Here is a 26983-nt window from a genome sequence, read left to right as displayed (position 1 = left end):
TGGATGCAACGTCTGGATTATGGTGACACGTATGATCGACTGGACCGTCACCTCGCACACCGAGACACTCGAGACCGCGACGGGCGACGGGGTCGCTCGCCTGACGATGTCGCGGCCCGCCTCGCTCAATGCATTCGACGACGCGCTCCAGCGGGACTTCCTCGACGCCGTCGTCGCGGCCGCGGAGGACGACGCGGTGCGGTGTGTCCTGATCACCGGGCGAGGTCGCGCATTCTCCGCGGGCGCCGATCTCGCGCTCGATGAGATCGGTCCGCACGTCCGGTTGGCGCCGCGCACGGAGCGCGAGCTCACCCGGTTCTACAACCCGATCGTCCGTCGGCTGCGCGAGATGCCGAAACCCGTCATAGCAGCCGTGAACGGCGCGGCCGCGGGGGTCGGGTGCGCCGTGGCGGTCGCGTGCGACCACGTCGTCGGCGCACGGTCGTCGTCCTTCGCACTGGCGTTCTCGAAAGTGGGACTGACCCTCGACGGCGGGGCATCACTCCTCGTCGGGGCTCGAGTCGGGTTCGGCCGCGCATCCCGGATGGCCCTGCTCGCAGAGCGAATCGACGCCGACACCGCGCTGGCATGGGGTTTGATCGACGCGGTGGTCGATGACGACGATCTGTCCGGCCACACCGAGGCCCTCGCCCGAGAACTCGCATCCGGGCCCACCGACGCCTACGCCGCGACCAAGGCCAGCCTGAACGTCGCATTCCTCCACCGCCTCGAGGATTCGTTCGAGTCGGAGATCGCAGGACAGACCGCACTGGTGGACGGAGACCGTTTCCGCTCCGCGATCACGCGATTCGCATCGCGTCCGAGATCCTGAGCGCGCCCGCGCATCAGACTCCGCCGAGGTTCGGCGGCTTCGGACGATGTCAGCGGGTTCCGCTGTATCTCAACGGGTTCCGTAGATGGCCGCGTACATGAACCTGGCCACCATGTCGGTGACCGCGTCGATGTCGGTGAGATGCGCCTCGCCGGCCAGTGAACCCGCGATCGTGCGCTCGATGGTCCACAGGAGTGTGGCGGTGTACTCGCGTGCGGGAGGGCCGTCCGGCGCCAGTCCTCGTTCGCGATCGGTGAGAATGATCGACTCCAGAGTCGTCTCCATGGCATTCATCGCCGCGAGGTATTCGGCGCGCAGTTCGGGCAGGCGCGGCCATTCGTGGACGGCGTTCTTGATGACGGCGCCCGCGTAACCGTCGAGGTGCAGCCACTGCCCGACCTGCTCGAGGAGGGCAGACGGGTCCTGACGGTCGACGTCGGCGACCGCGGTCAACGCCGAGACGATGTCCTTGGCCGCCTCCCGGAACAGCACGACGAAGGCGTCTTCCTTGCTACGGAAGTAGAAGTAGAACGACGCCCGAGAGGTGTTGGAGTGCTTCAGGATCTTGGCGACAGACAATTGCGCGAGCGTCTCGGTCAGCAGCAGTTCCCGCATGGCCTGGAGGATGTTCTGCGCCGTCTCGGTCTCGGCCGGCGCATCCTGGGCGGCAGGCAACAGCTCTCGCGCGGTGTCGACCGGACGTCCCGCCTTCTTCCGCTTCGCCCGCTGTGCCGTTCGGCCGCCGTAGATGGCCGCTTCGTTGATCGCACTCAGAGACGTGGTGACGCTCGCCGCGGCGGGGAGCCGGTCGTCCAGCCCACGCGTGCTGACGTAGAAGGCCCGCTCGGAACCGCCGACCAGCATCGCGGCGAGCATGTCGGCGGGGGCGCCATCCGGCGCACGACCCTCCGCTCGGAGGAACTTGATCTGTTCGGCGACCGCCGAGACGAACTGCTCGAACATCCGTTGCCAGGCAGCGGCGACCGCGGGCTTGCTGTGCATGTGCTCGATGACCGCACAGATGACCGCGCCGTGCCGCGACCACATCTCGAGCGTGTGCTCGAGACTCGAACCCATGCTGCGAGCCCGGTCTCGTCCGGGATCGGTGGACCATGGCGCGTCGTTCCCGTACGACTCGTCGAACACCTGTCCCAGAAGCGCCACCAGCACGTCGTACTTGTTGGCAAAGTAGTGATAGAAGTTGGCCCGGGAGAGTCCGGCCGTCTCCAGGATCTGCGCGACGGTCAGATCCTGGAGAGACGTGGAGGTCAGAAGCTCCTCCGTGGCCTTGAACACCGCGAGTTCCGCCGGGGAGCTTCCGTCGTAGTCACGGGGGCGCCGTCGCACGAAGGAACTCGAAGTCATCTCGCCATCATACTCGATGTCCGGACATGACGTCTGTCGCCACTCGGCGTCATCCGACCGGGGCCTGCACCGATCGGACCCCGCTCAGCAGCGCCGCGTCGAATTCGTCCGGACACTCCAGCATCGGATAGTGCCCGACATCGAACTCGACGAGAGTGCTGCCGAGCCGCTCACGCACCCATCGCGCACCGCGAACCGACAACGCGGGGTCCGCCGTACCGATGATCTGCGTGACCGGTACCGAGAGATCGTCCAGCAGACGCGTCTGCTCGGTGCACATGAGCGTTCGAAGCGCCGCGCGGCCGGCCCAGCTCGGTGTCTGCAGCGAGATGCGGTGCAACCAGTCGAGGACGTGCCGGTCCGGCGAGCCCTTGAACGGGTCGCCGACGGCACGACGCCGCAACGTGACCCGATCGGCGTGCTCCGCCGCGAGCAGGCTCTCGAGGGGGCCTTCCGGGGGTACGCCGAAGGGAAAGTCCTCGAACCGGGCCGCCGCGACTCCGTTGGTGGCCACCAGAACCAGGGAACGCGCCAGATCGGGACGTTCGCACGCCAGGCGAAGGGCGACCATTCCGCCGAGCGACCAGCCCACCACCGCAGCGGGGCCGAGCCCGCACTGTTCGATGACCTCGGCGGCGTCGCGGGCGAGAGAGTCGATGTCGTAACCGTCCAGCGGTGCGTCCGAGCGTCCGTGACCACGCAGATCCATGGCGACGACCCGATGGCCGCTCTCGGCCAGCACTCGTATCTGCCGGTCCCACACCTCGCTGCTGAGAGACCAGCCGTGGATGAGCAGGACGCCTGACCCGTCACCGAGTTCGCGCACACCGATCTCGACTCCGTCACGCACTCGCACGTGTCGCAGTGTCATGAGACCGCGCCCATCGACTCGACGAAGCTCGTTCGGGTTGTCAACATGAGTCATCTCCTGGTCGTGAACGGGCGCGGTCGCGCCCGGCAAGTGATCAGCACTGGGCTGTCTCCGTAAAGCACTGTCGCAGTGGCAGTGTGGGTCATCAATGAAAGGTCGCGACCTCGGACGTCGACTGACGACCGGTCCGGTAGGAGTTGACCGGCGCGTCGTCGTCGGGATAGCCGAACGAGATCCCGATGACCACATGCCGTCCGGGGTCGAGCCCGAGTTGCTCACGGATGACCGGCGCCTGCGCCGCCAGCGCCGCCTGCGGAATGGTCGCGATCCCCGCGGAGTGGGCCGCCAGGACGAAATTGCTCACGAACAGTCCACAGTCGACGGCGCCGTAGGGACCCAGCGCGGCCTCGGTCGTGACGATCGCGACGTGCGGCGCATCGAAGAAGTCGAAGTTGCGCAACATCTGTCGCGCCGACCCAGCCCGGTCGGACTTGTCGATCCCGAGGCTCGCATACAGCTGCAGTCCACTCTCGCGGCGGCGCTCCTGATACACACCCTGATAGGACACGGGGAACTCGATGTCGGGATTCTGTGTCGGCCCTTCGGAAATGGCGGCCCGAAGGGCCTCCCGGAGACGCACGGTCGCCGCGCCACTCACGATGTCGACGTGCCAGGGCTGGGTGTTGCACCAGGACGGCGTCATTCGGGCCACGTCGAGCACCCGGTCGATCTCTTCCCGGGGCACGTCCTCCGACCGGAAAGCGCGACAGCTCCACCGCGACGACAACAGCTGACGCAACGTCTCATACGACGACGAATCCACGGACGACACCGACCCTTCGCCGGCCTGCGCGGACAACTGTGACATCTGAACTCCTCGATCCGTTGGGGCCGCCGCATCGACGGCGGCGAGGCCGACGGGCGACCATACAGGGAGTGTAGACATAGTGTTCAGTACGGTCTACCCTGTGCTGTAACGGCGATCACATGCGGTCGACGTTCCGAGTCGAATTCATAGGAGGCGCGATGACCATCACCGAGCCACATACGGAGAAGATGTCATTTCGTGGCGACCTCGACGTGCCGCCCGGGTTGCCCCGCGGCATCGATCTGGGACGAATTGCCAACAAGGACAGAGCAATCGCGATGTACGGGCGTGATCTGGTCGAGAAGCTGACCGATCACGCCCTCCTCGCCGACGACTATGCCTACGCGGCGATGCTCGATTTCAAGGACAAGTCGAACAATTCGACCTGGCGCACGTTCGATCAGGCGCTCGACCACGGGATCGACGCCATCGACGACCCCAGTCCGGGTCTCGTCGCGCTCTTCGATCAACTCGACCACATTCCCGAATGGGTGGATTTCGATCAGCTCTACCGGGGCGCGGTCGCGTTCTGGCGGGCCGGGCCCATCGTCCCGCCCGTCCTCGCCTGGGGTGCGATCGCCGGCGGGTTCTCGATGTACAGCGCCACGCGTCCCGTGCTGTTCAGCGGACGCCTCCGCGAGCAGGACAAGGTCGGCACTCGACTCATCGAGAGTTTCCGGTACGTGGTGGCCGCGTACACCCCGGGCGGGATGCAGCGATTCGAGGAGGGGTTCCGGCTCACCGCGAAGGTCCGGATGATCCATGCCGCGGTCCGGCACAGTCTGGGACGATCCGACCACTGGGACTGGGCCGGATGGGGCATCCCGATCAACAACCTCGACAGCATGGTCACCCAGGCCGGACAGTTCGGCGTCAAGTTCACCGACGCGGTCCAGTCGTCGGGGATCCGTTACAGCGACCGCGAACTCGAGGACATCTTCGCCCTCAGCCGCTATGTCGGCTATGTCATCGGTGTCCCCGAGGACATCCTGCACACGGACTACGAGGACGCCCGCCGCAAGACCGACCTGCACACCCTCATCGAGTTGCCGCCTGACGAGCTCTGCCACGATGTCGTGCATTCGATCATCGAATACAGCGTGGAGAATCCCCCCGGGGACGTCGAGGTGCTACCCGGCCCCGTGGCGAAGTTCATGACCAACGAGCGCAGGCTCAAGCTCGCCTACGGACTGTTGCACTCGTGGATTCCCCCGCATGTGATGGACGCACTCGGCGTGGAGAAGACCGGGTGGAGGCACATCCTGCCCACCATCAGTCCGCTGGTGTCCCTTGCCGATCGAGTCGGACGGATGCTGCCGCACGACGACGAGAAGGCCGCCTTCACGATGCTGCGTCAGTTCAACGACGCCATCAAGCTGCCCGATGGCGCGAGCAAGGAGATGGCGGTGGCCAACCCGGACGAGGTCCACGCCGACATCGCCGCGAACAAGGGCGGCATGCCGGTGGTCGTGAAGCAGTGAGCGAGTCACCGACCCCGCCCCTGGCCGGCACGCGCATCATCGAGCTCGCAGGCATCGGACCGGGTCCGTTCGCGGCGATGATGCTGGCGGACATGGGTGCCGAGGTCATCACCGTCGACCGTCCCGGGGGAAACCCGTGGGCGGTCGGCGGGCACGGCATCCTGTTCCGCAGTCGTAGGCACATCGCGGTCGACCTCAAGACCGAAGCGGGTGCCGATGTCGTCCGCCGCCTGTGCGCCGACGCCGACGGACTCATCGAGACGTTCCGGCCCGGTGTCGCCGAGCGTCTCGGCGTGGGACCGCAAGACTGCCAACGGGTCAATCCGGACCTCGTGTACGGGCGTATGACCGGGTGGGGACAGTCCGGCCCGATGGCCCAGCTCCCCGGACACGACATCAACTACATCGCCCTCACCGGGGCACTGCATCAGATCGGCCGGAAGGGGGAACCCCCGGTTCCCCCGCTGAATCTGGTGGGTGATTTCGGCGGCGGCGGGACCTTCCTCGCATTCGGCATGCTCGCCGGAATACTCTCCGCGCGATCCGGTCACGGAGGACGGGTCGTCGATGCGGCGATGATCGACGGCGCCTCGGCGCTGATGGCCATGTTCCACTCCTATCGCGCCGAGGACTCATTCGTCGAGGACAGGGGTGCGAACCTCCTCGACACCGGCGCCTTCTTCTACGACGTCTACCGAACCCGAGATGACAAGTGGGTCAGTATCGGTGCGATCGAGAACCAGTTCTGGCTGGAGCTGTGCGATGTCCTCGGACTGCCGGAGGCGATGCGACACGACCACCTCGACCCGGAACGGTGGGACGACTACCGCATCGTGCTGCAGAAGCGGGTCGCGGAACACGACCGCGCGGAACTGGACTCCGCGTTCGCGGGGCGGAACACCTGCTACGCGCCGGTCCTGACGATGTCCGAGGCCATCGAACATCCGCATCATCAGGCGCGCAACACCTTTGTGACCGTGGACGACGTCGTCCAGCCCGCACCCGCTCCGCGCTTCGACGGTCAACCACCCACGGTTCCCCGTCCGCGACGCGCGCCGGGGGCCGACACGCGCGACGTGCTCCTCGCTGCCGGGTTCTCCGAGACCCGGATCGAGTCCTTGCTCGCCGACGGTGTGGTCGACTCCACCCCATGATCTCGGTGGTTGCCCGGTCGACCCCCTTCCCGGGCAACCACCGATTCACTTCCTCTACAGGCCCAGCGAGCGACCGACGATCTCGCGCATGATCTCGTTGGTGCCGCCGTAGATTCGCTGCACACGTGCGTCGCGCCAGCGTCGCGCGACGTCGTACTCCTCCATGTACCCGTACCCGCCGTGCATCTGCAGGCAGGTGTCGAGAGCGGAGAATTCGAGTTCGGTGGTCCAGAACTTCGCGCCCGCCGCTTCTGCCGCGGTCAGTTCGCCGGCATTCTGCGCCTCGATACACCGGTCGACGAACACGCGCGCGATCGACACCTGAGTGGTGAGTTCCGCGAGGGTGAACCGATTTGCCTGGAAGCTGCCGATGGGCTGTCCGAAAGCCTTGCGCTCCTTCGCATAGGCGACCGCGGTCTCGACGGCGTGCTCGGCCTGTGCGACGGCCACCACCGCCATGGACAACCGCTCCTGGGCGAGGTTGCGCATCATGTAGTGCAACCCCTTGCCCGGTTCGCCGAGAACGTCTGCGTCGGAGACCAGTACGTCCTCGAAGAAGAGTTCGGCTGTGTCCTGGGCTTTGCGCCCGATCTTCTCCAGCTTCCGGCCGCGTTCGAATCCGTCCTGGTCGGCGGAGACCACGAAGAGACCGAAACCTCCACCGTCGTCCTCCGGTATCCGTGCGGCCACGATGATCAGGTCGGCCTGGATGCCGCGGGTGATGAAGGTCTTGGACCCGCTCAGACTCCAACCGCCTTCTCTGCGAACGGCGGTCGACTTGATGGCACGCAGGTCCGAGCCCGTACCCGGCTCCGACATGGCGATCGCGATCGCCGTGTCGCCGCTCACGATGCCCGGCAGCCACCGCTCCTGCTGCTCCGGAGAGGTGATGTCGAGGAAGTAGGGCAACACGATGTCGTTGGTCAGCGAGAAGCCGTCGCCGACGGTTCCGGTGCGGACCACCTCCTCGTTCAGGACGGCGTTGAACCGGAAGTCCCGCAAGCCGGCGCCGCCGTACTCCTCGGGTGCCGCGAAGCCGACCAGGCCCTGATTCGCTGCCGCGGTCCAGAAGTCGCGCCCGACCTCGCCCGCCGCTTCCCACTCCGCCGTGTGCGGCACGGCCTCCTTGAGCAGGAACGCCCGTACCGTGTCGCGGAACTGCTCGTGTTCGGTGTCGAAAATGGTTCGTTTCATGGTGATGTTCTCCTCGGAGTCCTCAGCGGAAGAGGGACTTGCCGATGATCTCCTTCATGATCTCGTTGGCGCCGCCGTAGATCCGCTGAACGCGGGCGTCCACATAGGCTTTCGCGATGGGGTACTCGGCCATGAAGCCGTAACCGCCGAACATCTGCAGGCACCGGTCGGCGACCCGTCCCTGGACCTCGGTCGCCGCGAGTTTGGCCATCGCCGCTCGGTCCGCGGTCAGATCGCCGGTCGTGTGCTGTGACAGGCAGTCGTCGACGAAGGCACGGACGACCTCGGTCTGCACATACGCGTCGGCCAGAGTGAACCGGGTGTTCTGGTTGGCCGACAGCGGTTTCCCGAAGGCGGTCCGCGTGGACACGTATTCCCGCGCGAGCTCGATCGCCCGGCCTGCCGCAGCCGTACTGGCGACCGCGATCGTCAGCCGTTCCTGGGGCAGGTTCGTGACCAGGGCACGGAATCCGGCTCCTCGTTCACCGAGCAGGTTCTCCTTCGGGATCCGTGCGTCGTCGAAGAACAGCTCCGCGGTGTCCTGTGCGTGCATGCCGATCTTGTCCAGGTTGCGACCCCGCCGGAAACCGGGCGTATCGCGCTCCACGACCAGAAGCGACAGACCGCCGTGACGGTCACCGTCGTTCTCGGTCCGTGCGGCGACGATGATCAGGTCGGCGTTGATGCCGTTGGAGATGAAGGTCTTCGATCCGTTCAGCACGTAGTGGTCGCCGTCGAGGGTTGCCGTGGTGGAGATGCCGGCGAGGTCCGACCCGGTCCCCGGCTCGGTCATCGCGATGGCCGCGATGAGTTCCCCGGAAACCAGACCCGGCAGCCACCGCTTCTTCTGCTCCGAATCGGCGTAACGCTCGAAGTAGGGTACGCAGATGTCGTTGTGCAGATTGATCCCGAACGACATCACGCCGGCGTCGGCGACCTCTTCGGCGATGATCGCGTTGAACCTGAAGTCGTCGGTGCCCCCACCCCCGAACTCCTCGTCGACCGACATGCCGAGGAAGCCGTGCGAGCCGGCTCGCGTGAAGAGCTCGCGCGGGATGAGTCCCTCTCGTTCCCATCCCTCGTAGCCGGGTACGACCTCCGCGTCGAGGAACCGACGGAAGCTGTCGCGGAATGCTTCGTGCTCGGGTTCGTACACCGAGCGCGCGGCGGGACGATTCACAGTGGAAGTCATTGGTGAGTGATCCTGTCTGTCGATCTGTCGAGACGATGGGTTGTCCGCAGAGAAGCCGCGAAACCTGGTGCGCAGCTGAGTCTTCCGGTCCCCGATAGTGCGCGGTGGAATCAGTCCCGGGTGCGATGGCGTCGGCCCGGAATTGTGATTGACACCACGTCTGAACAGATTGTATGGTCTAGCGTATGCCTGAGTCCAGTTCCCCCCGTCTCGTCCCCGACTGGAGTGACGCTCCCGAGGGTGCGTTCCGTCCGGACGCCGACTTCACCGACGACCAGCTCGCCGAAGCACTCGAGGGGGCGAACCTGCCCATCCTGCTGGGGTCGCTGGCACTGCTGACCGGTGACGACCGCTGGATCGAGGACCCGTTCCTGCCGACCGCCCCGCCCGATCTCGGCGACCATGACACCGGCGGATTCGAGGCCGAACTCGCGTCCCGCATCCGGCGCGAGGCGGCGGCGGTTCTCCGCTCGTGGCGCGACGGTGATCTCGAGGTCGCCGCCCCGCCGGCGCCCGAACGCCTGTCGCGCATCCTGTCGGTGATGCTCGCCGAGAAGTTGCCGGACGACTACGGACAGCTACTGGGCGAGGAGATGGGCCTCTACCCACGCCATTCCGAACCCGCGAATACGCCGCCCCAGGACTTCCGGGTCGCCATCGTCGGGGCGGGGATCTCCGGACTCGCGATGGCGATCCGTCTGCAGCAGGCGGGAATCGACTACGTCCTCATCGACAAGAACGACGACGTGGGCGGTACCTGGCACGAAAACGTGTACCCGGGTTGCGGAGTCGACACGCCGAGCTATCTCTACGCACTGTCCTTCGACCAGAATCCGGACTGGTCCAGCTACTTCGCACCACAGAACGAACTCGCCGCATACTGGCGGGCACTGGCCGAGCGCCACGGCGTCCTCTCCCGCACGAGGTTCGCAACGGTCGTCGATCACGCCGAGTTCGACTCCACCGCGTCCCGCTGGACGCTCGACCTGCGCTCGACGGTCACCGGTGACGTCGAGACCCTCAGCGCCACAGCCGTCGTCAGCGCGGTCGGGCTCCTGAACCAGCCGAGCATCCCCGACCTGCCGGGCCTGTCGGACTTCCACGGGCCGGTACTGCACACCGCGCAGTGGGACCCGGCCGTCGACCTCCGGGGCAAGCGCGTCGCCGTCGTCGGCACGGGTGCGAGCGCCATGCAGTTCGTTCCGGCCGCCGCGGAGGAGGCAGCGGAAGTACGGGTCTTCCAGCGGACGCCGCAATGGGCGATGCCGCACCCACTCAAGGGTCGGGCAGTCGGCGAGACCGCCCATTGGCTCAACAAGCACGTACCGTTCTATCTGGCCTGGTACCGGGCGCGGTTGTTCTGGCGCATGGGCGACAAGGTCTGGCGGCTTCTGCAGGTGGATCGCGACTACCCTCATCTCGGGCGCGCGATCAACAAGGGAAACGACCGGCTCCGTGCCATGCTGACCGCGTATATCGAGAGCGAATTGGCCGGTCGCCCAGATCTTCTCGAGAAGAGCCTGCCCGACTACCCGCCGTACGGGAAGCGCCTGCTCATCGACGCCGGCTGGTTCCGGACGATCCTCCGCGACAACGTCGATCTGGTCACCACCGGGATCGACACGGTCACCGCGAGCGGGGTCCGGACCGAGGACGGGGCTGACTTCGACGCCGATGTACTGGTCCTCGCAACGGGATTCAAATCGGTGGACGTCCTCGGATCGATCACGGTCCGGGGCCGGAACGGGCAGACCCTCCGGGAGGCCTGGGGCGCCGACGACGGGCGGGCGCACCTCGGCATCACCGTGCCGGGCTTCCCCAACTTCTTCTGCCTGTACGGACCCAACACCAACACCGGCCACGGCGGAACCGTCATCGCCGGAACCGAGATGCAGATCCAATACGTGACGGCGCTGCTCAGCGCGATGGTCGACGAGGGATTGGAGACCGTCGAGGTGCGGCCCGAGGCGTTCGACGCCTACAACCGCGAGCTCGACGACGCGCTCGAGGACACGGTGTGGCTCTTCGGTGGCACCACGACGTACTACCGCAACGCGCGGGGCCGCATCGTCACCAACAGCCCGTGGCGGTACGTCGATTACTGGCGCCGGGTCCACGAGCCCGATCTGTCCGAGTACGTCACGACCCGCGCCGAGGTCACGGCGCACCAGCCGTCCTCCGACGGTGCCGAACAGCTCACCCACTGAGTCCCGTCACCCTCCCGTTTCCCCATCGCAATCGAGGCAGAACACGATGACACAAGCACCCCAAGCCCCATCCGCACCCGTTGCCGCCCCGGGGATCTCGGCGACCACTCTGGTCGAGGCGTTTCAGGCGACGGCCGCAAGCCGGCGCGACCTGCCTGCCCTGATCGCGTTCGGCGAGGACCGTTGCCTCACCTGGTCGGAATACCGCACGGCGGTAGAGGAAGTCGCGAGCGGACTCGCCGCCATCGGCGTCGGGCGCGGTGACACGGTGGCGATCATGCTGCCGAACAGTCCGGAATTCCACATCGTCGACATGGCGGTGCTGCACCTCGGCGCGTCCCCGTTCTCGATCTACCTCACCTCCGCGCCGGACCAGATCAGCTACCTGTTCGACAACGCCGGCAACTCCGTCGTCGTCGCCGATCCCGCCTTCCTCGGAGTCCTCCAGCGCACTGCGGCGCCCGCCGTCAAGCACATCGTGATCACGGGTCCCGCCGACGAATCCACGGTGCACGACAACGGTCCCGCCACCATCACCTCACTCGACGATCTTCGTGACCGGCGTACGGCGGACTTCGATTTCGAGAAGACCTGGCGTTCGGTCGGTGCGAGCGACCTGGCCACGCTGATCTACACCTCCGGCACCACCGGAGATCCCAAGGGCGTCGAACTCACCCACGCCAACCTGATGTTCGTGATGTACACGTGCAACCTCCGGTTCCCGTTCGTCGCAGAGGGAGCCGCCATCAGCTACCTGCCCACCGCGCATGCCGCCGACCGGGTCTTCTCCCACTATCTGGCGACGGTCACGGGCTGGCCCATCACGACCGTCCGCGACGCGACGACCGTGTTCGCCGCGGTGGCGCAGGCGCGTCCCACCTGGTTCCTGGGTGTTCCACGGATCTGGGAGAAACTCCGCGCGGGTCTCATGGCGCGGTTCGCGGCGCTGCCGGACGGACAACGTGAAGCGACGTCGGACGCGGTGGACGCTGCGACCCGTCTCGTCCAGATCCAGCAGCGCCGGGAGCCGGTCCCCGCAGACCTCGAAGATGCGGTGGGTGCCGCGGACGAACGCGTCTTCGCCGGCCTGCGGGCACAGCTCGGCCTGGACCGTGTCGAGCTGCTCATGACGGGCGCAGCGCCGATCGCACCTGCGGTACACGAGTTCTTTCTCGCACTCGGACTGCCGCTGCAAGAGGGTTTCGGGATGTCGGAGACCGGCGCGCTCGGGTTCACCAACATCCCCACCGACATCCGTGTGGGCAAAGTCGGCCTGGCACAACCGGGAACGGAAGCCAAGCTCGCCGACGACGGCGAACTCCTGCTGCGCGGCCCGCACGTCATGCGCGGCTACCGCAAGGCCCCCGAGAAGACCGCAGAAGCGATCGACGAGTTCGGCTGGCTCCACACCGGTGACATCGCCCAGATCGACGACGAGGGCTGGGTCACCATCGTCGACCGCAAGAAGGAACTCATCATCAACGCGGCCGGCAAGAACATGTCACCGGTCAACATCGAGAGCAAACTGAAGAGCGCCTCGCCGCTCATCGGTCAAGCGTGCGTGGTCGGTGACCGTCGTCCGTACAACGTGGCCCTTCTCGTGCTCGACCCCGATGCGGCACGCACTTTCGCCGCTTCGCACGGACTTGCCGACACGTCGTCGGCAGACCTCGTCGAGAACGCGTCCCTGCGCACCGAGATCGACGAGGCGGTCGCACGGGCCAACGCGCAGCTCTCGCGCGTCGAGCAGATCAAGCAGTATCGCCTGCTCGCCGACGAGTGGTTGCCCGATTCGGAAGAACTCACCCCTACGATGAAACTCAAGCGACGTGGCGTCGCCACGAAGTACGCAGACATCATCGACGCCATCTATTCATCCTCGGCCCGCTGATCTCGCGGCACTCGATGATCTGGAACAGCCCCATGAGAATTCGCGTCGAACCGAATACCGTTCGCGTCCACGAGCGAGCAGACCTGCGGACGCTGTCGGTCAGCACCACGCTGGACGGCACAGAGACCTCGGAGCAGTTGCGTCGACGAGGGATCGGCTACGTCGACGGCGACTCCGCACACATCAACTCGATGTGGCTGCAGTCCCTGGGCGAGGACCGACGATGGCACGACGACCTCCGCGAACTGTTCTCGTTCGCGGAATGCCATGGGTGGTTCGACGGTGTCTACCTCCGGGCACGGCTGGAGACCACGCCGGTTCCGGACTTCAGGCCGGTACCTCGGTTCAGGCCGCGGTCGCGCGCCGACGCGTCTCGGTGACCCGACGAACGGACTCGTCGCCGGGTCACCGGGAAGAGCGGAATCTACTGCGCTGTCAGACCCGCGTCGATGACGTGCTCCATACCGCTGATGTATGACGAGTCATCGGAGGCCAGGAAGAGGACCAGTTTGGACACCTCTTCGGGTTCGGCCATCCGCCGGAGGGGAATCGACGGAACGATTCCGCCGCCATCGGCACCGCTCGCGGCCGCCATCATCGGGGTCTTGATATAACCGGGATGGACCGAGTTCACCCGGATGTTGTCGAGACCGTATTGCACGGCAACATGTTTGGTCATCCCGCGCGAGGCGAACTTGCTGCCCACGTAGGCGACATTCGGGGACCCGACGATGGATACCATGCCCGCGGTCGAGGAGATGTTGTCCTCTTCACTGAGTTCCAGGGTGGGCGCGACCTCAACCCTCGACTCGGAGCGCCCGCATCGGGCAGTCGTCGACCGCCTCCTCGATCTGTTCGCGGTAGGCCTCGAGTGGTCCGCCCGGGTCCAGCAGATGAACCTTGCCGTCGTCACCCACCTCGAACACGTCGGACGCGGCGGCTTCACACGCACCCAGACCGAAACAGGCCGGTAGGTCGATGGTCACCTTCATGTCGAATACCTCGGTACTTCGGGACGGTACGGCCACGGACGAACCCGAGCAGGGGTGCGGGGACTTGGGGCTCCCCGCACCACCAGACTCGTCAGCCCGCCGATCGCATCGATGCCTTCGGGACCTTGCCCTTGTTGGCTGCGATGTCTTTCGTCAGCGTGTCCGGGTCGGCGACTTCGGCAGACTTCCCGCCCTCCGGCGTGGCAATCGCCGTGGTGAACTGCCTGAGGGTCTTGAAGGCCTTCGCCTCGTCGTCGTGAGGCAGCTTTCGCGCCACCCGGTCAAAGGCCTTGACCAGCGGGCGAACTGTCGGCAGCGCGAAACGCCACGGGGTGCGTTCCACGTCGAGCATCTCGCTGACGTAGTCGGGCTGCCAGTTCCGGATCAGCGCCCACGCCAGATGCCGCCGCCGCTCGGTGGTCATGAACGCGGCCACCGGTCCGGGCAGGATCTCCACGTCGCCCGGCGGCTTCTCGGTGCTGTACTCGATGATCGTCTTGACCACGTCTCGGCAGAGGTCGTCGGCCGGCAGCTCGATGAGCTTGTGGAAGTTCACCTTCATCCGGGCGTCGTCGGGGTTTGTGTGGAGCACGGCCTCGGGCACCCCGATCACCCAACCCACGTACCGGCACAGCGCGAAGATGTCCTCTTCTTCCCGATCGCTGATGCTGATCCCCGAGGCGCGGACGCCGTCGACGAACTGCGTGCCGAACTGTCCCGCCTGGGTGTTCATCGAATCGAGGTTGCTGATCGGCAGTCCCCAACTGGGCCAGTCCCAATGCGGGGAATGGCTCAGGGTGTGCCGCACCGCCGCGTGGATCATGCGCACCTTGGCGGTCAGGCGGAAACCGTCCTGATCACGGCGCATGCCGCCGGGGGTGTGCGCGGCGACGACGTAGCGGAAGCTCTCGGTCAGTCTGCCACCGACGGCCGACTCATCCTTCAGACGGCCGCTGAACAGAACCGGCCGCGTCGAGCTGTACATCGAAAAGCCGGCTCCGATGGACGAATACGTCAGGACCATGCCGGCCACCGAGCCGACTCGCCAGTATGCGACGGCACCCCGATACAGCTGATCGAAGTCCACCCAGTCCGGGATGTGGTCGAGCTGTTCGAACAATCCGACCAGGCCGTCCGAGGGATCGTCGAGCGAATCGATGCCGTGGTCGAGGGCCTGCTCGAACATCTTCCAGGACGCGTTCTTCGACTTGTCCTTGAAATCCAGGAATGCGCGGTAGGCGTGATCGTCGCCGAGGAGGGCATGATCGGTCATGCGCTCCACGTAGTCACGGCCGTACTTCATCACGGCTTCCTGTCGATTGTTGATGCGTCCGAGGTCGATGCCGCGGGGCAATCCCTCGGGCACATCGAGCGAACCCTCACGTATCTGCGGAATGAGTTGAGCGGTCACGATATTCCTCCTTGCGGTTCTTGCGGCTAAGGCCCGGGAGCCGGGTTTGCGCGGCCTGGTCTGGACTATGACCTCGCACTGGTTGCGACGCTAGTTGTGCTCCAAAACACAGTCAACGTGTCCGAACACGGTGTATGGTCGGCCGTACACCGACCGTTCGAGGAGCACCCATGACCCGGAATTCGCCATACCCACTGTTCGACATCACCGGCGCCCGAGCGCTCGTGACCGGCGGAACGAGCGGGATCGGGCTGATGATCGCCGAGGGCTTCGCCGCAGCCGGCGCACGCGTCATCGTGTCATCACGCAAGCAGGCCGGCGTCGATGCCGCGGTGGCGCGGTTGTCGGAGTCGGGTTCGGCCACGGGGATCGTCGGCGACGTCTCCGATCCCGGATCTGCGCGCGCACTGGCCGCGCAGGTGCTGGCCGAGGACGAACGACTCGACATCGTCGTGAACAACGCGGGCGTGACCTGGGGTGCTCCTCTCGAGGAGTTCCCCGACGCGGGATGGGACAAGGTAATGCACACCAACCTCGAAGGCGTCTTCCACCTCACCGTCGCACTGCTCCCCGGACTACGCAGTGCCGCACGTGAATCCGGTCGCGCCACGATCATCAACATCGGCTCGACCGATGGGATCAACGTGCCGGAGATGGACAGCTTCAGCTATGGGGCGAGCAAGGCGGGCCTCCATCACCTCACCAGGCATCTGGCGAAAAAGCTTGCCACCGAATCGATCACCGTCAACGCCATTGCACCGGGTCCGTTCGAGAGCCGGATGATGCGGTTCGTCACCGAGAATCCCGAGGCGCTCGACAGGGTGGTCGACGGAATCCCCTTGGGCCGCCTCGGCGAACCCGACGACATCGCGGCTCTCAGCATCTTCCTCGCCAGCGCCGCCGGGAAGTACATGACGGGTTCGGTGATCCCCCTCGACGGCGGGATAGTCGGATGCGGCAGTTCGGCGAAGCTGAGTTGAGCGGTGCGGGTCGCTCGCGGGTCGGCGCGAGGTCGTAGAGAGCCGAGGCCATCGGACGCAACCGTGGCCTCGTTCTTCTCCGCGACGGAGGACTTGTTGGTGCACAAGTCGTTCGAGGACGTGACGATAGCCGACATCATTTCCGGGACACCGCATTCCCGGTCGGCCTTCTATCACCACTTCGCCGGGAAGTACGATGTGCTGGTCGCCCTCGCCGAACTCGTGCTCGCCGAGTCCTACGACGGCCCGCAACTGTGGGATACCGCGCCGGGTCGCGCCCGGTCACACGGAATGCGGGCGAGCATCGCGCCCACGCTGAACATGTGGGAGACACACGGCGGGGTCATCGGTGCGGTCGTCGAGCACATGCACTCCAACCCGGACGTCGAGACGGTGTGGCGCCCCACGTTCGACCGGTTCGTCACGGGGGTCGCAGAGCAGATCCGACACGAACGCGATTGCGGTCGCGCGCCCGATGGCGCACCGGCGGAGATGATCGCCACCGTGCTCGTCTGTGGCATCGAACGCGTCATGTACGTTTGCACACGCCGACTCGATCCGCATCTCCCGGCCCTCTCGTCCGCGGTCGACGCGGTGGACTGGCTCACCCGCTCGGTCCTGCGGCCCCCGGACCCGACAGACGGCGCGACCGCGGATCGCATCACAACGCCCACGGTGGAGCGACCCGGGTGGGCCCGGCCAGAGGCCGAGCAGCCCGCCGCCGCGGAGGCCGACACGAGGTCGACCGCGATCCTGGACTCGCTCCGCGAATTGTTGCTGGAATTTCCTCTCGACAAGCTCAGCGTCGCGCGAATCGTGCAGCGGGCGGGTCTGTCCCGGTCGACGTTCTACTTCTATTTCGACAACAAGAACGCGGTGTTCGCCGAACTCTACCGAGAGGTGGCCGCCTCGACGGTCGAACGACTCAAGGCACTCGACACCATCGACCGTGCCGACAGATCCGCTGTTCGTACGGTGCTGCGGGAGTGGCTACGGATAGATGCCCAGACCACGTCGGTGATGACGAGCGCGCTGCTCGAGTGGCCCAGGCGGCCCGAACTCCGCGAGGTCTACCGGGAGGGGATCTCACAGATGGCCGACTATCTGGCGCACACGATCACCACTGACCGGCGATCCGGGATCGCCGTCGCCGGCCCGCCGGCCGACGAACTCGCCGCCGTGATCCTGTGGACCATCGAGAGATCGATCGCGGGCGCACTGGCCGGCGACGACAACCTCACCGACCTGGACCAGGTCACCGACTTTCTCGGAGAGTTGCTGACCACAGCTGTATACGGACGACCCTGAATCCCAGAGAAAGGCTCACTCATGCGCGCAGTTGTCATACCCCGGTTCGGCCCTCCGGATGTCCTCGAGGTCCGCGAGGTCGACGTACGTCCTCCGCGCGAGGGCGAAGTGCGGATCGCAGTGCGGGCCGCGGCCGTCAACCCCACCGACATCGCAACGCGCAGCGGTCTCGTGGCCGCCGCATACGAACAGTTCGATCCCCCCTATATCGCGGGTATGGATGCCGCCGGGGTGATCGAGTCGGTCGGCCCGGGCTCGTCGTCGAGCCGGTTCGCGGTGGGCGATGAGGTCATGGGAATCGTGATGCCCCGCCGGCAAGAGGGCGGGGCGCACTCCGAGCTGATCGTGACGCCCGCGGCCGCAGTGGTACACAAGCCGTCGGCGCTCACGGTGGAAGAAGCGGCGATGCTGCCGATGAACGGACTGACCGCACTGGAAGCACTCAGCATCCTGGACCTGCAACCCGGTGCCACACTGGCGATCACGGGCGGGGCGGGCCATCTCGCCGCATTCGTGATGACACTCGCCCGACGGGCCGGTGTCCGCGTCATCGCCGACGGCCGTCCCGAGGAGGCGGACACCATCAGGAGTCACGGTGCAGACGACGTCGTAGCACGGGGACCCGGTGTCGAGCAGCGCATCCGGGCGGCCGCGGGGGGCGGCGTCGACGGGGTGCTCGACACCGCGCTGATCGGCTCGTCGCTGTACCCGTGCATCGCCGACGGCGGCGTTCTGGCGTGCGTACGCACCTTCACCGGCGCGCCACCGGAACGCGGCATCCGGGTCCGCGAGGTGTGGGTGCGTGAACGCCTCTCGGACACTGCGGGACTCGAGCAGCTGGCCGCCCTCGCAGACCAGGGGGGCTTCGGTTTCCTCGACGTTGCCGGGCGATTCACACCGGACGAGGCAGCCGATGCCCATCGGATGATCGAAGCAGGCGGAGTACGGGGGCGCCCGCTCATCATCTTCTGACCGGCGGACGCCCCCGAGCTCGTTGGCCCGTCACATCGGCGACGACGTGAACCCGCCGTCGAGGACGTAGGTCAGACCGGTCACCCAGTCGCCCGCGTCCTCGGCGAGATGGGTGACCGCACGGGCGACGTCGTCCGGCCTGCCGAGGCGGCCCTGGTGCTGGGTGAAGAACTCGTGTGCGTCGACGCCCCCGGACGCCGCCTGGAACGCCTCCATCAGATTGTCCGACAACGCGGTCTCGACGAAAGCCGGTGCGACACAGTTGACCCGGATGTTCGCCGGGCGCAGTTCCACTGCCGTGGTCCGTGTCAGATTGATCACCGCTGCCTTCGTGGCGGCGTAGCCGCCGATCATGGGCATCCCGTTGGTGCCGGCCGACGACGCGGTGTTCACGATGGCTCCGCCGCCGCGGGCGGCCAGATGCGGCACCGCCGCCTTGATCCCGTGGAAGACTCCCTTGAGATTCACCGCGATCATCCGATCGAAGTCCTCAGCGGTCAGTTCGGTGACCGGCGCGAGGATCGCGATGCCCGCGTTGTTCACCATGACGTCGAGGCCACCGAATTCGTCGACGGCCCTTCCGATCACCGCTTCGACCTGCGCCGCATCGGTGACGTCGACCTCGGCGCCGACAGCGGTGTCACCGATGTCTCCCGCGACCCGGGCCGCCGCGTCCCCGTCGATGTCGGCCACCAGCACCCGTGCGCCCTGTGCGGCGAATCTGCGGGCGATCGCCGCGCCGATCCCACCACCGGCACCCGTCACGACCACCGATTTGTTGTCGAAAGTTGTCATTTGTCAGTCCTTTTCTCGTGATCAGGCGAGCAGCATGCCGATGGGGTCGTGGTCCTCGAGCGCGGCGCCGTAACGGTGGGCCATCGCCTCGACCACTTCGGATGGCTGCATCACCGTCGGGACACACATCCACGCGAAGCCGTGCAAGGTATGGAGTCGGTAGTCGTACCAGGCACTTTCGTCGTCCAGCCGCGGCCCGCCGTGACCGGCGAGCGCATCGATGTAGTGCCGCAGTAGTTCCCGCTCGCGAGTGCGGCGGTCGTCGATGGAGAGTGCCGAACCCATGAAGTAGGAGACGTCGTGTGCCCACGGCGCCAGGCAGGCGGTCTGCCAGTCCAAGAACGCCGGGGCACTGTTCGGCACGCGATAGAGCTGGGCGAAGTGTGCATCGCCGTGGTTGATGGTGTGCACGGCGGCGTCGTCGAGTTCCCACAATCTCGCGAATCCTCGTCGTACACGCGCATCGTCACGAAGGCCTGCCGACAGATCAGGAACTTCAGGACGCTCGATGAGCGGGTGGAACACCTCGGGACTCAACATCACGTCGAACGCATCGCGCGCCGCCTTGGCGCCCACCGGAAGCCATGCTCGCTCACCCTTGGTGCTCCCCCAGAGCGCCGCATGCCACTTCGCCTGGACCTCCAGCGTCGTCGCGATGTCGTCGATCGGCCACAGATCGGTAGCCTGACCGAACTCGGCACCACGTGCGGTCAGGTCCTCCATGATGATGACGCCCTGATCGTGCTCGGTCGCCGAATAGAAACTCGCCGGGACCTCGGCGGCGAAGTCCGGAGCGAGATCCCGGTAGAAATGACCCTCCAACTCGTAGGCCGGTCCCAGTCCGTACGCGCGGCTCCGTTCGTCGAAGCCACCCTTCACGCATACGTGAGAGGGGATGGCCCGTTCATTGATCGAGAATTCGAGCGTCGCGAAGACCTTGGTGGCCGAACCCCAGATGATCCGGGAGATGTCCACGCCGAGGACGCTCACCGCGGCGTCACTCGTGGTCAGCGCGTGGCTGAACCACTCAGGGGTCAGTTCGTCGACCGAGTACGGGAGCTGGGTCGAATGTGTCGTGGCTTGCGTCATGAACGCGACCATACGCAGTGTCTATATATGGTGTCAATCACACTGCGGGGTCTGAGTGGCGTGGGTAGCCGGCCACACTCAGGGCCGCACGGAGCGTGCCGCCAAGTCCACGATCACTCTCCGCCCGGCGTCAGGCATCGGATTCGATCCCGGACACGCGATCCGGGAACCGCGGGGGCCGTTTGCCGAGGAAGGACTCCACACCCTCCTGCACGTCCGCCGACAAGCCGCGCCGATACAGGACCTCGGACTCGGCCTGGTGCGCCTCTTCCGGACCGGAGGCGCCGAGCGCGCGCCACAGCAGCGATCGCGTCAGTGCAACCGAGACCGGCGCCGTCCCTGCGGTCATCTCCTCCGCGATCTCAAGGGCTCGCGCGAGCACCTGATCCGCGGGCACGACCTCGCGCACCAGGCCGCGGTCGAGGGCCTCGCCGACCGGCACCATGCGCCCACCCAGGGTCCATTCCGCAGCAGTCGAGATACCGACGACCCGAGGAAGGAACCAGGTGGAGCACGCTTCGGGTACGAGCCCGCGACGGGTGAACACGAATCCGAATTTCGCCGTGTCCGAGGCGATCCGGACGTCGGCCGGAAGGGTCATGGTGACTCCCACACCCGCGGCGGGACCGTTGATCGCGGCGATGACCGGCTTCTTCGACCGGTAGATGCGCAGAGCCACCTGCCCGCCCGCGTCGGCCGGGAATGAGCCGTCGGCACCCTTGTCCTCGGGCAGGAACGTGTCGCCACCGCTTGCGAGATCCGCTCCGGCACAGAAGGCCCGGCCGGTTCCGGTGAGGACGACCGCTCGCACGTCGTCGTCTGCGTCGCAGGTGTCGAAGGCCGCGATGAGTTGTGCGCGGATGTCCTCGGTGAAGGCATTCAGTCGTTCCGGCCGGTTCAGGCGAACGACCGCAACGGCGCCCACTCGCTCGACGATCACGACACCGGACTCGGTCACCTGCGCCACCCCGGTCATCGGCCGCTCCACTTCGGTGCACGCTTCTCGGCGAAGGCGCGGGGCCCTTCCCGCGCGTCGGCGCTGGAGAACACCGTCCGGATGGCCGAGGCGTTGACCTGCCACGAATCGTCGTCCCACCCGCGCTGGGACTTCGACGTCTCGTGCATCACCCGCTTGCTCTCCGAGACGGCGACGGGCGCGTTGGCCGCGATCAGGGCCGCGAGTTCGAGTGCGACGGCAAGGGCGGTACCCGCAGGCGCGACCCGATTGACCAGCCCCAGTTCGTACGCCCGCCGGGCGGAGATCGGCGCCCCGGTGAGTGCGATCTCGGCGGCGACCTTCTGCGGGACCTGCCGGTGGATTCTCAGCAGTCCGCCGGCGGCGGCGATGAGACCCCGCCGCACCTCGGGCAGACCGACCGATGCCTCCTCGTCGATCACCGCGAGGTCGGCCGCGAGCACGATCTCGGTTCCACCGCCGAGCGCGAAACCGTTGACCGCCGCGATCACCGGTTTCGCGATGTGATGTCGCACGATGCCGGCGAAATCCCATTCACGGTGTTCCGGGTCGTCGATACGGTTACCCGCCGCGATCTCTTTCAGGTCGGCGCCGGCACAGAACGCCCGTCCCGCACCGGTCAGGACGACGACGCGCACCTCCGGGTCGAGCGCCGCCTTCTCGAGGGCCGCGCCGGCGCCGACGGAGAGTGCCGAGTTCACGGCGTTCATCGCCTCGGGCCGGTTGAGGGTGATGACCGCGATGTGTTCGCGCACTTCGTAGTCGACCACGGATGAACCGTGCCCGGAATCGGTCTCGCCTGCTGTCATGAGCATCCTCCTGGATTCGTGATCCGCACTCGTGGACAGGAGGGTCGCACGGCCCGGCATCTCGTTAAACCTTATTCTGTTAGATTAAATCCGACAACCTCGGTGCATTCGCCCGCGGGGTCGTTCAGACGAGAGGAGACCCATGGACACGCACCCGTCCGCCCCGACAACCCCGTTGCTGGACCTGTTCCGACTGGACGGACGCGTGGCGATCGTGACCGGTGCGGGCTCCGGACTCGGCGCGGGGTTCGCCCGTGCACTCGCCGAAGCGGGAGCCGACGTGGTCATGACCGGTCGCCGGCCCGAACCGCTGCGCGAGTCGGCCGACGATGTACGTGCGCTCGGCCGGCGCGCGCTCGAGATCCCGTCCGATGTCACCGATCCGGACCGATGCGACGAGGTGGTCCGGGCCGCGATGGAGCATTTCGGGCGCGTCGACATCCTGGTGAACAACGCCGGACTCACCCACTCCGCCCCGGCCACCCGCGAACTCCCCGACGACTTCCGGGCGGTGCTCGATGTCAATCTCCTGGGCACCTACTGGATGGCGCGCTCATGCGCCCGGGTGATGGAGCCCGGATCGAGCATCGTCAACGTCGGCAGCATGCTCGGTCTCATCAAGTCCGCGCTGCCGCAGGCGGCGTATTCCTCGAGCAAGGCCGGCGTCGTCGGCCTGACCCGAGACCTGTCCAACCAGTGGTCGGGTCGTAAGGGAATCCGGGTCAATGCGATCGCACCCGGTTTCGTCGAGACCGACATGATCGCCGAGATGTCGGACGGCGCTCGCGCCGACTTCCTCCACGGCTGCTCCCTCGGACGGATGGGCACACAGCGCGAAATCGACGCCGCCGTACTCTTTCTCGCCAGCCCGGCCGCGTCGTACATCACCGGATCGATCCTGGCCGTCGACGGCGGGACCTCTGGACACTGACCGTTTCCCCGGCTTCACCGCGGCGCCGGGCACTTCCCCGGCATCAACCGCACCAGCATCAGCACCAGCACCACAGGAGAACCACAATGCAGACAGACCTCTTCGACGCCGACCACGAGCTGTTCCGGGATTCGGTACGCGCTTTCGTGACCAGACATGTCGTCCCCAAGATGGAGAAATGGGATGCCGACCGCCTGATCGATCGCGAGACATGGCGTGCGGCGGGAGCGCAGGGCATCCTCGGTCTCGCGGTGCCGCTCGAATACGGCGGCCCCGGCGAGACGGACTACTGCTTCCGCGTCGCCATCCAGACCGAGATCGCGAGAGTGGGCGCCTCGGCACTGCAGTCCGGTTTCTCCACCAATGACGACATCGTGCTGAATTACCTACTCCGCCATGCCGATGACGAGCAGAAGAAGCGCTGGGTGCCGGGTTTCGTCACCGGCGACACCATCGGCGCGATCGCGATGACCGAGCCCGCGGCCGGCAGCGACCTGCGCGCGATCACCACCACGGCGCGACGCGACGGCGCCGACTGGGTCATCAACGGTTCGAAGACCTTCATCACCAGCGGCATCCTCGCCGATCTCGTGATCGTCTTCGCCAGGACCGATGCGGATGCCGGCTCACGCGCGTTCAGCCTGTTCGTCGTCGAGGACGGGACACCGGGTTTCACGCGGGGCCGCAAACTCGACAAGGTCGGACTCCATGCCCAGGACACCGCCGAACTGTCGTTCGACGAGGTACGCGTACCCACCACGAGCCTGCTCGGTGAGGAAGGAGCGGGGTTCGCCTACCTGATGCAGAGCCTGCCGCTGGAGCGGCTCGGAATCGGCATCGCCGCGCAGGTGTCGGCCGAGGCCGTCTTCGAGTGGACCCTCTCGTATGTCAAGGAGCGCAAGGCCTTCGGCAAGCGGGTCGGCGAGTTCCAGGGACTCGGGTTCACCCTCGCCGAACTCCGCACGGCGATCGAGGTCTCCCGGGCGTACATCGACCGGTGCGTGCGGGAGTACAACCGCGGAACCCTCACCGCGGTCGACGCCGCCAAGGCCAAGCTGTGGGCCACCGAACTGCAGGACAAGGTCATCGACGCGGGCGTGCAGCTCCACGGCGGATACGGCTACATGATGGAGTACCCGGTGGCGAAGGCGTACATCGACGCACGTATCCAGCGGATCTACGGCGGGACCAACGAGATCATGAAAGAGATCATCCACCGGGATCTGATCCGGGGTTAGGCGCCGGTCGCCGGACTCGACACCACCGGGTCCGGCGACATGCCTTCCGCGGTCAGCGTTTCAGCTCGGCCGCGGGCACCGCGCTCGGCATGAACGCCGGAAGCACGAAGTTGCGCAACATCTCCCGATGCTGGGGGTCGTCGGGCCGATCGAAATCCAGTCGGCCGACGAGGATGAACTGGACCAGCGCGATCCACTCGGCGATCTTCTCCTTGTCGAGATCCCGCCGTATTTCGCCACGGTCCATCGCACGCTCGATGATCGGGTCCCACATCTCGGCGGTCAACCGAGCCGCAAGGCCCGAACTCCCGACCAGGGATTCGGCCAACTGCATGTGCTCCGGACTCACCAGGATCCGGATGAGCGGGTCGCGACGGCCTCGCTCGACCAGGAAGATCAGACCCTCGACGAGCTGCTCGGAGAACGTCTCGTGCTCGAGGAGATACTTGCGCGCCTTCTCGAACAGGGTTCGTGAGCGCCGCTCGATCAAGGCCGACATGAGGGCGTCGCGGTCCTTGAAATACCGGTAGACGGTCGGGCGTGAGACGCCGGCCTCTCGACCGATGTCGTCCATCGTCGTCTTCGCGACGCCGTACCGCTGGAACACGCGCTCGGCGGCCACCATGATCTGTTTACGGGCCTCGTCGACGTCCTCGCTGAGGACGTTGCCCGTCTTCCTTCGCGCCACGTCTACCTCCCGGGACAATGATACAAGATACAGATCACGTTCTGTGTCCGCGTTGCGGCAAATCGGGGACGGTCGTGCCATGCTACCCGCCGGCCTCGACGCCGGAGACGACAAACGACCGGGTCGTGGCGCTTGTGCACCACGACGCCGGCCGCCGCGGACTGGCTCAACGGACGCGGTCGAACCTCGTGTCGACGTCCTTGTACTCGTCCCGGATCACGGTCTTGGCGATCTTCCCGCTGGGCAGGCGGGGCAGCGGATCCTGCCGGATGACCACGTAGCGCGGGACCTTGAAGTCGGCCAACACCTGCTTGCAGTGCTCGACGATGGTCGTCGCCTCCATGTCCTCGGAGACGGTCACGATCGCTGCGGGCGTCTCGCCGAATCTGTCGTCGTGCGCGGCGATGACGGCGACTTCCTCGACCCCGTCGATGGCACCGATCGCGATCTCGAGTTCCACCGGCGAGATGTTGATGCCGCCGGAGATGATCAGGTCCTTGAGGCGATCGACGAACTGGACCCGCCCGTCTTCATCCGCCACACCGAGATCTCCGCTGTGCAACCATCCGTCCCGGATGGCCTCCGCGGTGGTCTCGGGATCGTTCCAATAACCGGGCGTCACACCCGGGCCGCGTACGACGAGCTCACCCTCCTCGCCCGGCGCGGCCGGCTCGCCCGCGGAGTTGAACACCTTGACCTCGGTGAAGATCGACCCGGTGCCACACCGGTCCGGGAACTCCAGGGCCTCCTCGCGTACGGTCGCCGTGGCCACTCCCCCGGCCTCGGTCATGCCGTAGATCTGGCGGAGCAGTACGCCCTTGTCCGACCACCGCTTCAGCAGTTGTCCGGGCACCGCCGCCCCGCCCACGATGGCGGTCTTGACCGAACTCAGATCCGCGTCGGCGAACTCCGGAGCCCGCGAGATGGCCTCGAAGATCAGCGGGACGCCGAAAATCGCCTGTACGGAATGCTTTTCGAGAAGTGAGACGGCGTTGGACGGATTGAGCTCGGGTTCGACGATCAGCGTGCCACCCAGAACGGTGGTGATCAGCAGTCCGTACACGAGCCCCGGGGTGAAGGCCAGCGGGAGTACCAGCAGCGTGGTCGTCCCCGGCCGGAAACCCTCCTCGGTCAGCGTGTTCTCGAGGACGATCGACATCAGGGTGCGGTTGGTGAGGATGACGCCTTTGGACAGTCCGGTCGATCCACTGGTGAACAAGACCGTGGTCGGCTCGTCGGGTTCGAGATCGACCCGGAAGTCATCTGCGCCACCGGTTCGCATCGCGTCGAACTCGGCGAACGGGACGACCGAGAACGGCGCGCCGACCGCCGAGGTGTCCTCGGCGAGCTGCTCGAACCCGGGTGCCACGATCACGACGCCGATCCCGGCATCGTCGACGATCTTGCGCAGCTCAGCGGGACGGTACCGGCTGTTGAGCGGCACCAGCACGCCACCGGACTTGAGTACGCCGAGGGCCGCGGCCGGCCACTCCAGCGAGTTCGGACCGAGCAGGCCGACGCGATCGCCGGGTGCGACCCCCTTGGTCTCCACGAGGAGGCGCGCGATGCGACTGCTCCAGTCCCGCAGTGCGCGGTACGAGAGCTCCGCGCCGGAGAACACCACCGCGGTGGTGTCGCCTTCGGTGCGGGCCCACCAATCGAGTGCTTTGCCGATTGTTGCGGTCATGTTCGTTCTTTCCTCTGTGTACCAAGGGATCTGCGGTGGATCGTCATTCGCT

General features: G+C 66.4%; 25 protein-coding genes. 11 read left to right on the top strand and 14 right to left on the bottom strand.

Translation table 11 applies throughout. The features are described from left to right. The first annotated feature begins 31 nt into the window (after window positions 1-31). A complete protein-coding gene (locus tag AC3B6C_RS10830; protein WP_488375989.1) occupies window positions 32-832 on the top strand; it encodes an enoyl-CoA hydratase-related protein in 801 nt (266 codons plus the stop codon). Between the two features lie 69 nt (window positions 833-901). On the opposite strand, the gene AC3B6C_RS10825 is transcribed toward AC3B6C_RS10830, so the two are convergent. The 3 genes from AC3B6C_RS10825 to AC3B6C_RS10815 form a co-directional block, all read right to left on the bottom strand. Beyond that, the gene (locus tag AC3B6C_RS10825) at window positions 902-2197 is read right to left on the bottom strand and encodes a TetR/AcrR family transcriptional regulator (protein ID WP_010844063.1); all 1296 of its coding nucleotides are present in this window, start codon (window positions 2195-2197) and stop codon (window positions 902-904) included. Between the two features lie 49 nt (window positions 2198-2246). Next, entirely contained in the window at window positions 2247-3068 is an 822-nt protein-coding gene (locus AC3B6C_RS10820) for an alpha/beta fold hydrolase (protein WP_488375988.1), read from the bottom strand. Window positions 3069-3213: 145 nt separating this feature from the next. Continuing rightward, window positions 3214-3936 (bottom strand): nitroreductase, encoded by a 723-nt coding sequence (locus AC3B6C_RS10815; protein ID WP_488375987.1) that lies wholly within the window; start codon window positions 3934-3936, stop codon window positions 3214-3216. Between the two features lie 158 nt (window positions 3937-4094). On the opposite strand from AC3B6C_RS10815, the gene AC3B6C_RS10810 reads away from it, so the two are divergent. Next, entirely contained in the window at window positions 4095-5417 is a 1323-nt protein-coding gene (locus AC3B6C_RS10810) for an oxygenase MpaB family protein (RefSeq protein ID WP_488375986.1), read from the top strand. Beyond that, entirely contained in the window at window positions 5414-6571 is a 1158-nt protein-coding gene (locus AC3B6C_RS10805; protein WP_488375985.1) for a CaiB/BaiF CoA transferase family protein, read from the top strand. The genes AC3B6C_RS10810 and AC3B6C_RS10805 overlap by 4 nt, the downstream gene beginning before the upstream one ends. 54 nt (window positions 6572-6625) lie before the next feature. Here the strand turns inward: AC3B6C_RS10805 and AC3B6C_RS10800 are convergent, their stop codons facing one another. Next, entirely contained in the window at window positions 6626-7765 is a 1140-nt protein-coding gene (locus AC3B6C_RS10800; protein WP_488375984.1) for an acyl-CoA dehydrogenase family protein, read from the bottom strand. A 22-nt stretch (window positions 7766-7787) separates the two neighbouring features. Next, on the bottom strand, window positions 7788-8957 hold the full coding sequence (locus AC3B6C_RS10795; protein WP_014925249.1) for an acyl-CoA dehydrogenase family protein: 1170 nt from the start codon (window positions 8955-8957) through the stop codon (window positions 7788-7790). Between the two features lie 185 nt (window positions 8958-9142). Between AC3B6C_RS10795 and AC3B6C_RS10790 the strand changes: the two genes are divergently transcribed. Genes AC3B6C_RS10790 through AC3B6C_RS10780 form a run of 3 tightly spaced genes read left to right on the top strand, consistent with a single transcriptional unit; the run spans window position 9143 to window position 13435 of the window. After that, entirely contained in the window at window positions 9143-11164 is a 2022-nt protein-coding gene (locus AC3B6C_RS10790; protein WP_488375983.1) for a flavin-containing monooxygenase, read from the top strand. 46 nt (window positions 11165-11210) lie between these two features. Beyond that, window positions 11211-13055: an AMP-dependent synthetase/ligase gene (locus AC3B6C_RS10785; RefSeq protein ID WP_488375982.1), complete on the top strand. Its 1845-nt coding sequence runs from the start codon at window positions 11211-11213 to the stop codon at window positions 13053-13055. A 32-nt stretch (window positions 13056-13087) separates the two neighbouring features. Next, a complete protein-coding gene (locus tag AC3B6C_RS10780) occupies window positions 13088-13435 on the top strand; it encodes a hypothetical protein (protein WP_488375981.1) in 348 nt (115 codons plus the stop codon). Between the two features lie 44 nt (window positions 13436-13479). On the opposite strand, the gene AC3B6C_RS10775 is transcribed toward AC3B6C_RS10780, so the two are convergent. From AC3B6C_RS10775 to AC3B6C_RS10765, 3 genes are all read right to left on the bottom strand, one after another. Then, a complete protein-coding gene (locus tag AC3B6C_RS10775) occupies window positions 13480-13815 on the bottom strand; it encodes an SDR family NAD(P)-dependent oxidoreductase (RefSeq protein WP_488376247.1) in 336 nt (111 codons plus the stop codon). 37 nt (window positions 13816-13852) lie between these two features. Further along, the gene (locus AC3B6C_RS10770) at window positions 13853-14047 is read right to left on the bottom strand and encodes a ferredoxin (RefSeq protein ID WP_488375980.1); all 195 of its coding nucleotides are present in this window, start codon (window positions 14045-14047) and stop codon (window positions 13853-13855) included. Between the two features lie 91 nt (window positions 14048-14138). Beyond that, complete coding sequence (locus AC3B6C_RS10765; RefSeq protein ID WP_010844052.1) at window positions 14139-15458, bottom strand: oxygenase MpaB family protein; 1320 nt, start codon at window positions 15456-15458, stop codon at window positions 14139-14141. 170 nt (window positions 15459-15628) lie between these two features. On the opposite strand from AC3B6C_RS10765, the gene AC3B6C_RS10760 reads away from it, so the two are divergent. From AC3B6C_RS10760 to AC3B6C_RS10750, 3 genes are all read left to right on the top strand, one after another. Continuing rightward, window positions 15629-16438, top strand: coding sequence for an SDR family oxidoreductase (locus AC3B6C_RS10760; protein WP_014925242.1), 810 nt, complete (start codon window positions 15629-15631; stop codon window positions 16436-16438). Window positions 16439-16537: 99 nt separating this feature from the next. Next, complete coding sequence (locus AC3B6C_RS10755) at window positions 16538-17746, top strand: TetR/AcrR family transcriptional regulator (protein ID WP_488375979.1); 1209 nt, start codon at window positions 16538-16540, stop codon at window positions 17744-17746. A 21-nt stretch (window positions 17747-17767) separates the two neighbouring features. Next, complete coding sequence (locus AC3B6C_RS10750; RefSeq protein WP_488375978.1) at window positions 17768-18718, top strand: NADP-dependent oxidoreductase; 951 nt, start codon at window positions 17768-17770, stop codon at window positions 18716-18718. A 30-nt stretch (window positions 18719-18748) separates the two neighbouring features. On the opposite strand, the gene AC3B6C_RS10745 is transcribed toward AC3B6C_RS10750, so the two are convergent. The 4 genes from AC3B6C_RS10745 to AC3B6C_RS10730 all read right to left on the bottom strand — a co-directional run bounded on the left by AC3B6C_RS10745 (window position 18749) and on the right by AC3B6C_RS10730 (window position 22387). After that, window positions 18749-19513, bottom strand: coding sequence for an SDR family NAD(P)-dependent oxidoreductase (locus AC3B6C_RS10745; protein WP_010844048.1), 765 nt, complete (start codon window positions 19511-19513; stop codon window positions 18749-18751). A 21-nt stretch (window positions 19514-19534) separates the two neighbouring features. After that, on the bottom strand, window positions 19535-20602 hold the full coding sequence (locus AC3B6C_RS10740; protein WP_488375977.1) for an oxidoreductase family protein: 1068 nt from the start codon (window positions 20600-20602) through the stop codon (window positions 19535-19537). A 130-nt stretch (window positions 20603-20732) separates the two neighbouring features. Then, window positions 20733-21578: an enoyl-CoA hydratase-related protein gene (locus AC3B6C_RS10735; RefSeq protein WP_010844046.1), complete on the bottom strand. Its 846-nt coding sequence runs from the start codon at window positions 21576-21578 to the stop codon at window positions 20733-20735. Beyond that, window positions 21575-22387, bottom strand: coding sequence for a crotonase/enoyl-CoA hydratase family protein (locus AC3B6C_RS10730; protein WP_010844045.1), 813 nt, complete (start codon window positions 22385-22387; stop codon window positions 21575-21577). The genes AC3B6C_RS10735 and AC3B6C_RS10730 overlap by 4 nt, the downstream gene beginning before the upstream one ends. Before the next feature lie 142 nt (window positions 22388-22529). On the opposite strand from AC3B6C_RS10730, the gene AC3B6C_RS10725 reads away from it, so the two are divergent. Next, complete coding sequence (locus tag AC3B6C_RS10725) at window positions 22530-23318, top strand: SDR family NAD(P)-dependent oxidoreductase (RefSeq protein ID WP_488375976.1); 789 nt, start codon at window positions 22530-22532, stop codon at window positions 23316-23318. 86 nt (window positions 23319-23404) lie between these two features. After that, window positions 23405-24556: an acyl-CoA dehydrogenase family protein gene (locus AC3B6C_RS10720; protein WP_488375974.1), complete on the top strand. Its 1152-nt coding sequence runs from the start codon at window positions 23405-23407 to the stop codon at window positions 24554-24556. Between the two features lie 52 nt (window positions 24557-24608). Here AC3B6C_RS10720 and AC3B6C_RS10715 read toward each other — a convergent pair whose 3' ends face one another. Next, complete coding sequence (locus AC3B6C_RS10715; protein ID WP_488375973.1) at window positions 24609-25244, bottom strand: TetR/AcrR family transcriptional regulator; 636 nt, start codon at window positions 25242-25244, stop codon at window positions 24609-24611. Window positions 25245-25410: 166 nt separating this feature from the next. Next, window positions 25411-26931, bottom strand: coding sequence for a class I adenylate-forming enzyme family protein (locus AC3B6C_RS10710; RefSeq protein WP_488375971.1), 1521 nt, complete (start codon window positions 26929-26931; stop codon window positions 25411-25413). Window positions 26932-26983 lie beyond the last annotated feature (52 nt).

The sequence above is a fragment of the Gordonia sp. 11cp genome (genome assembly GCF_057767225.1).
The sequence above is the reverse complement of the archived record's forward strand: the minus strand, read 5'-3'. Positions and strand labels throughout refer to the sequence as shown.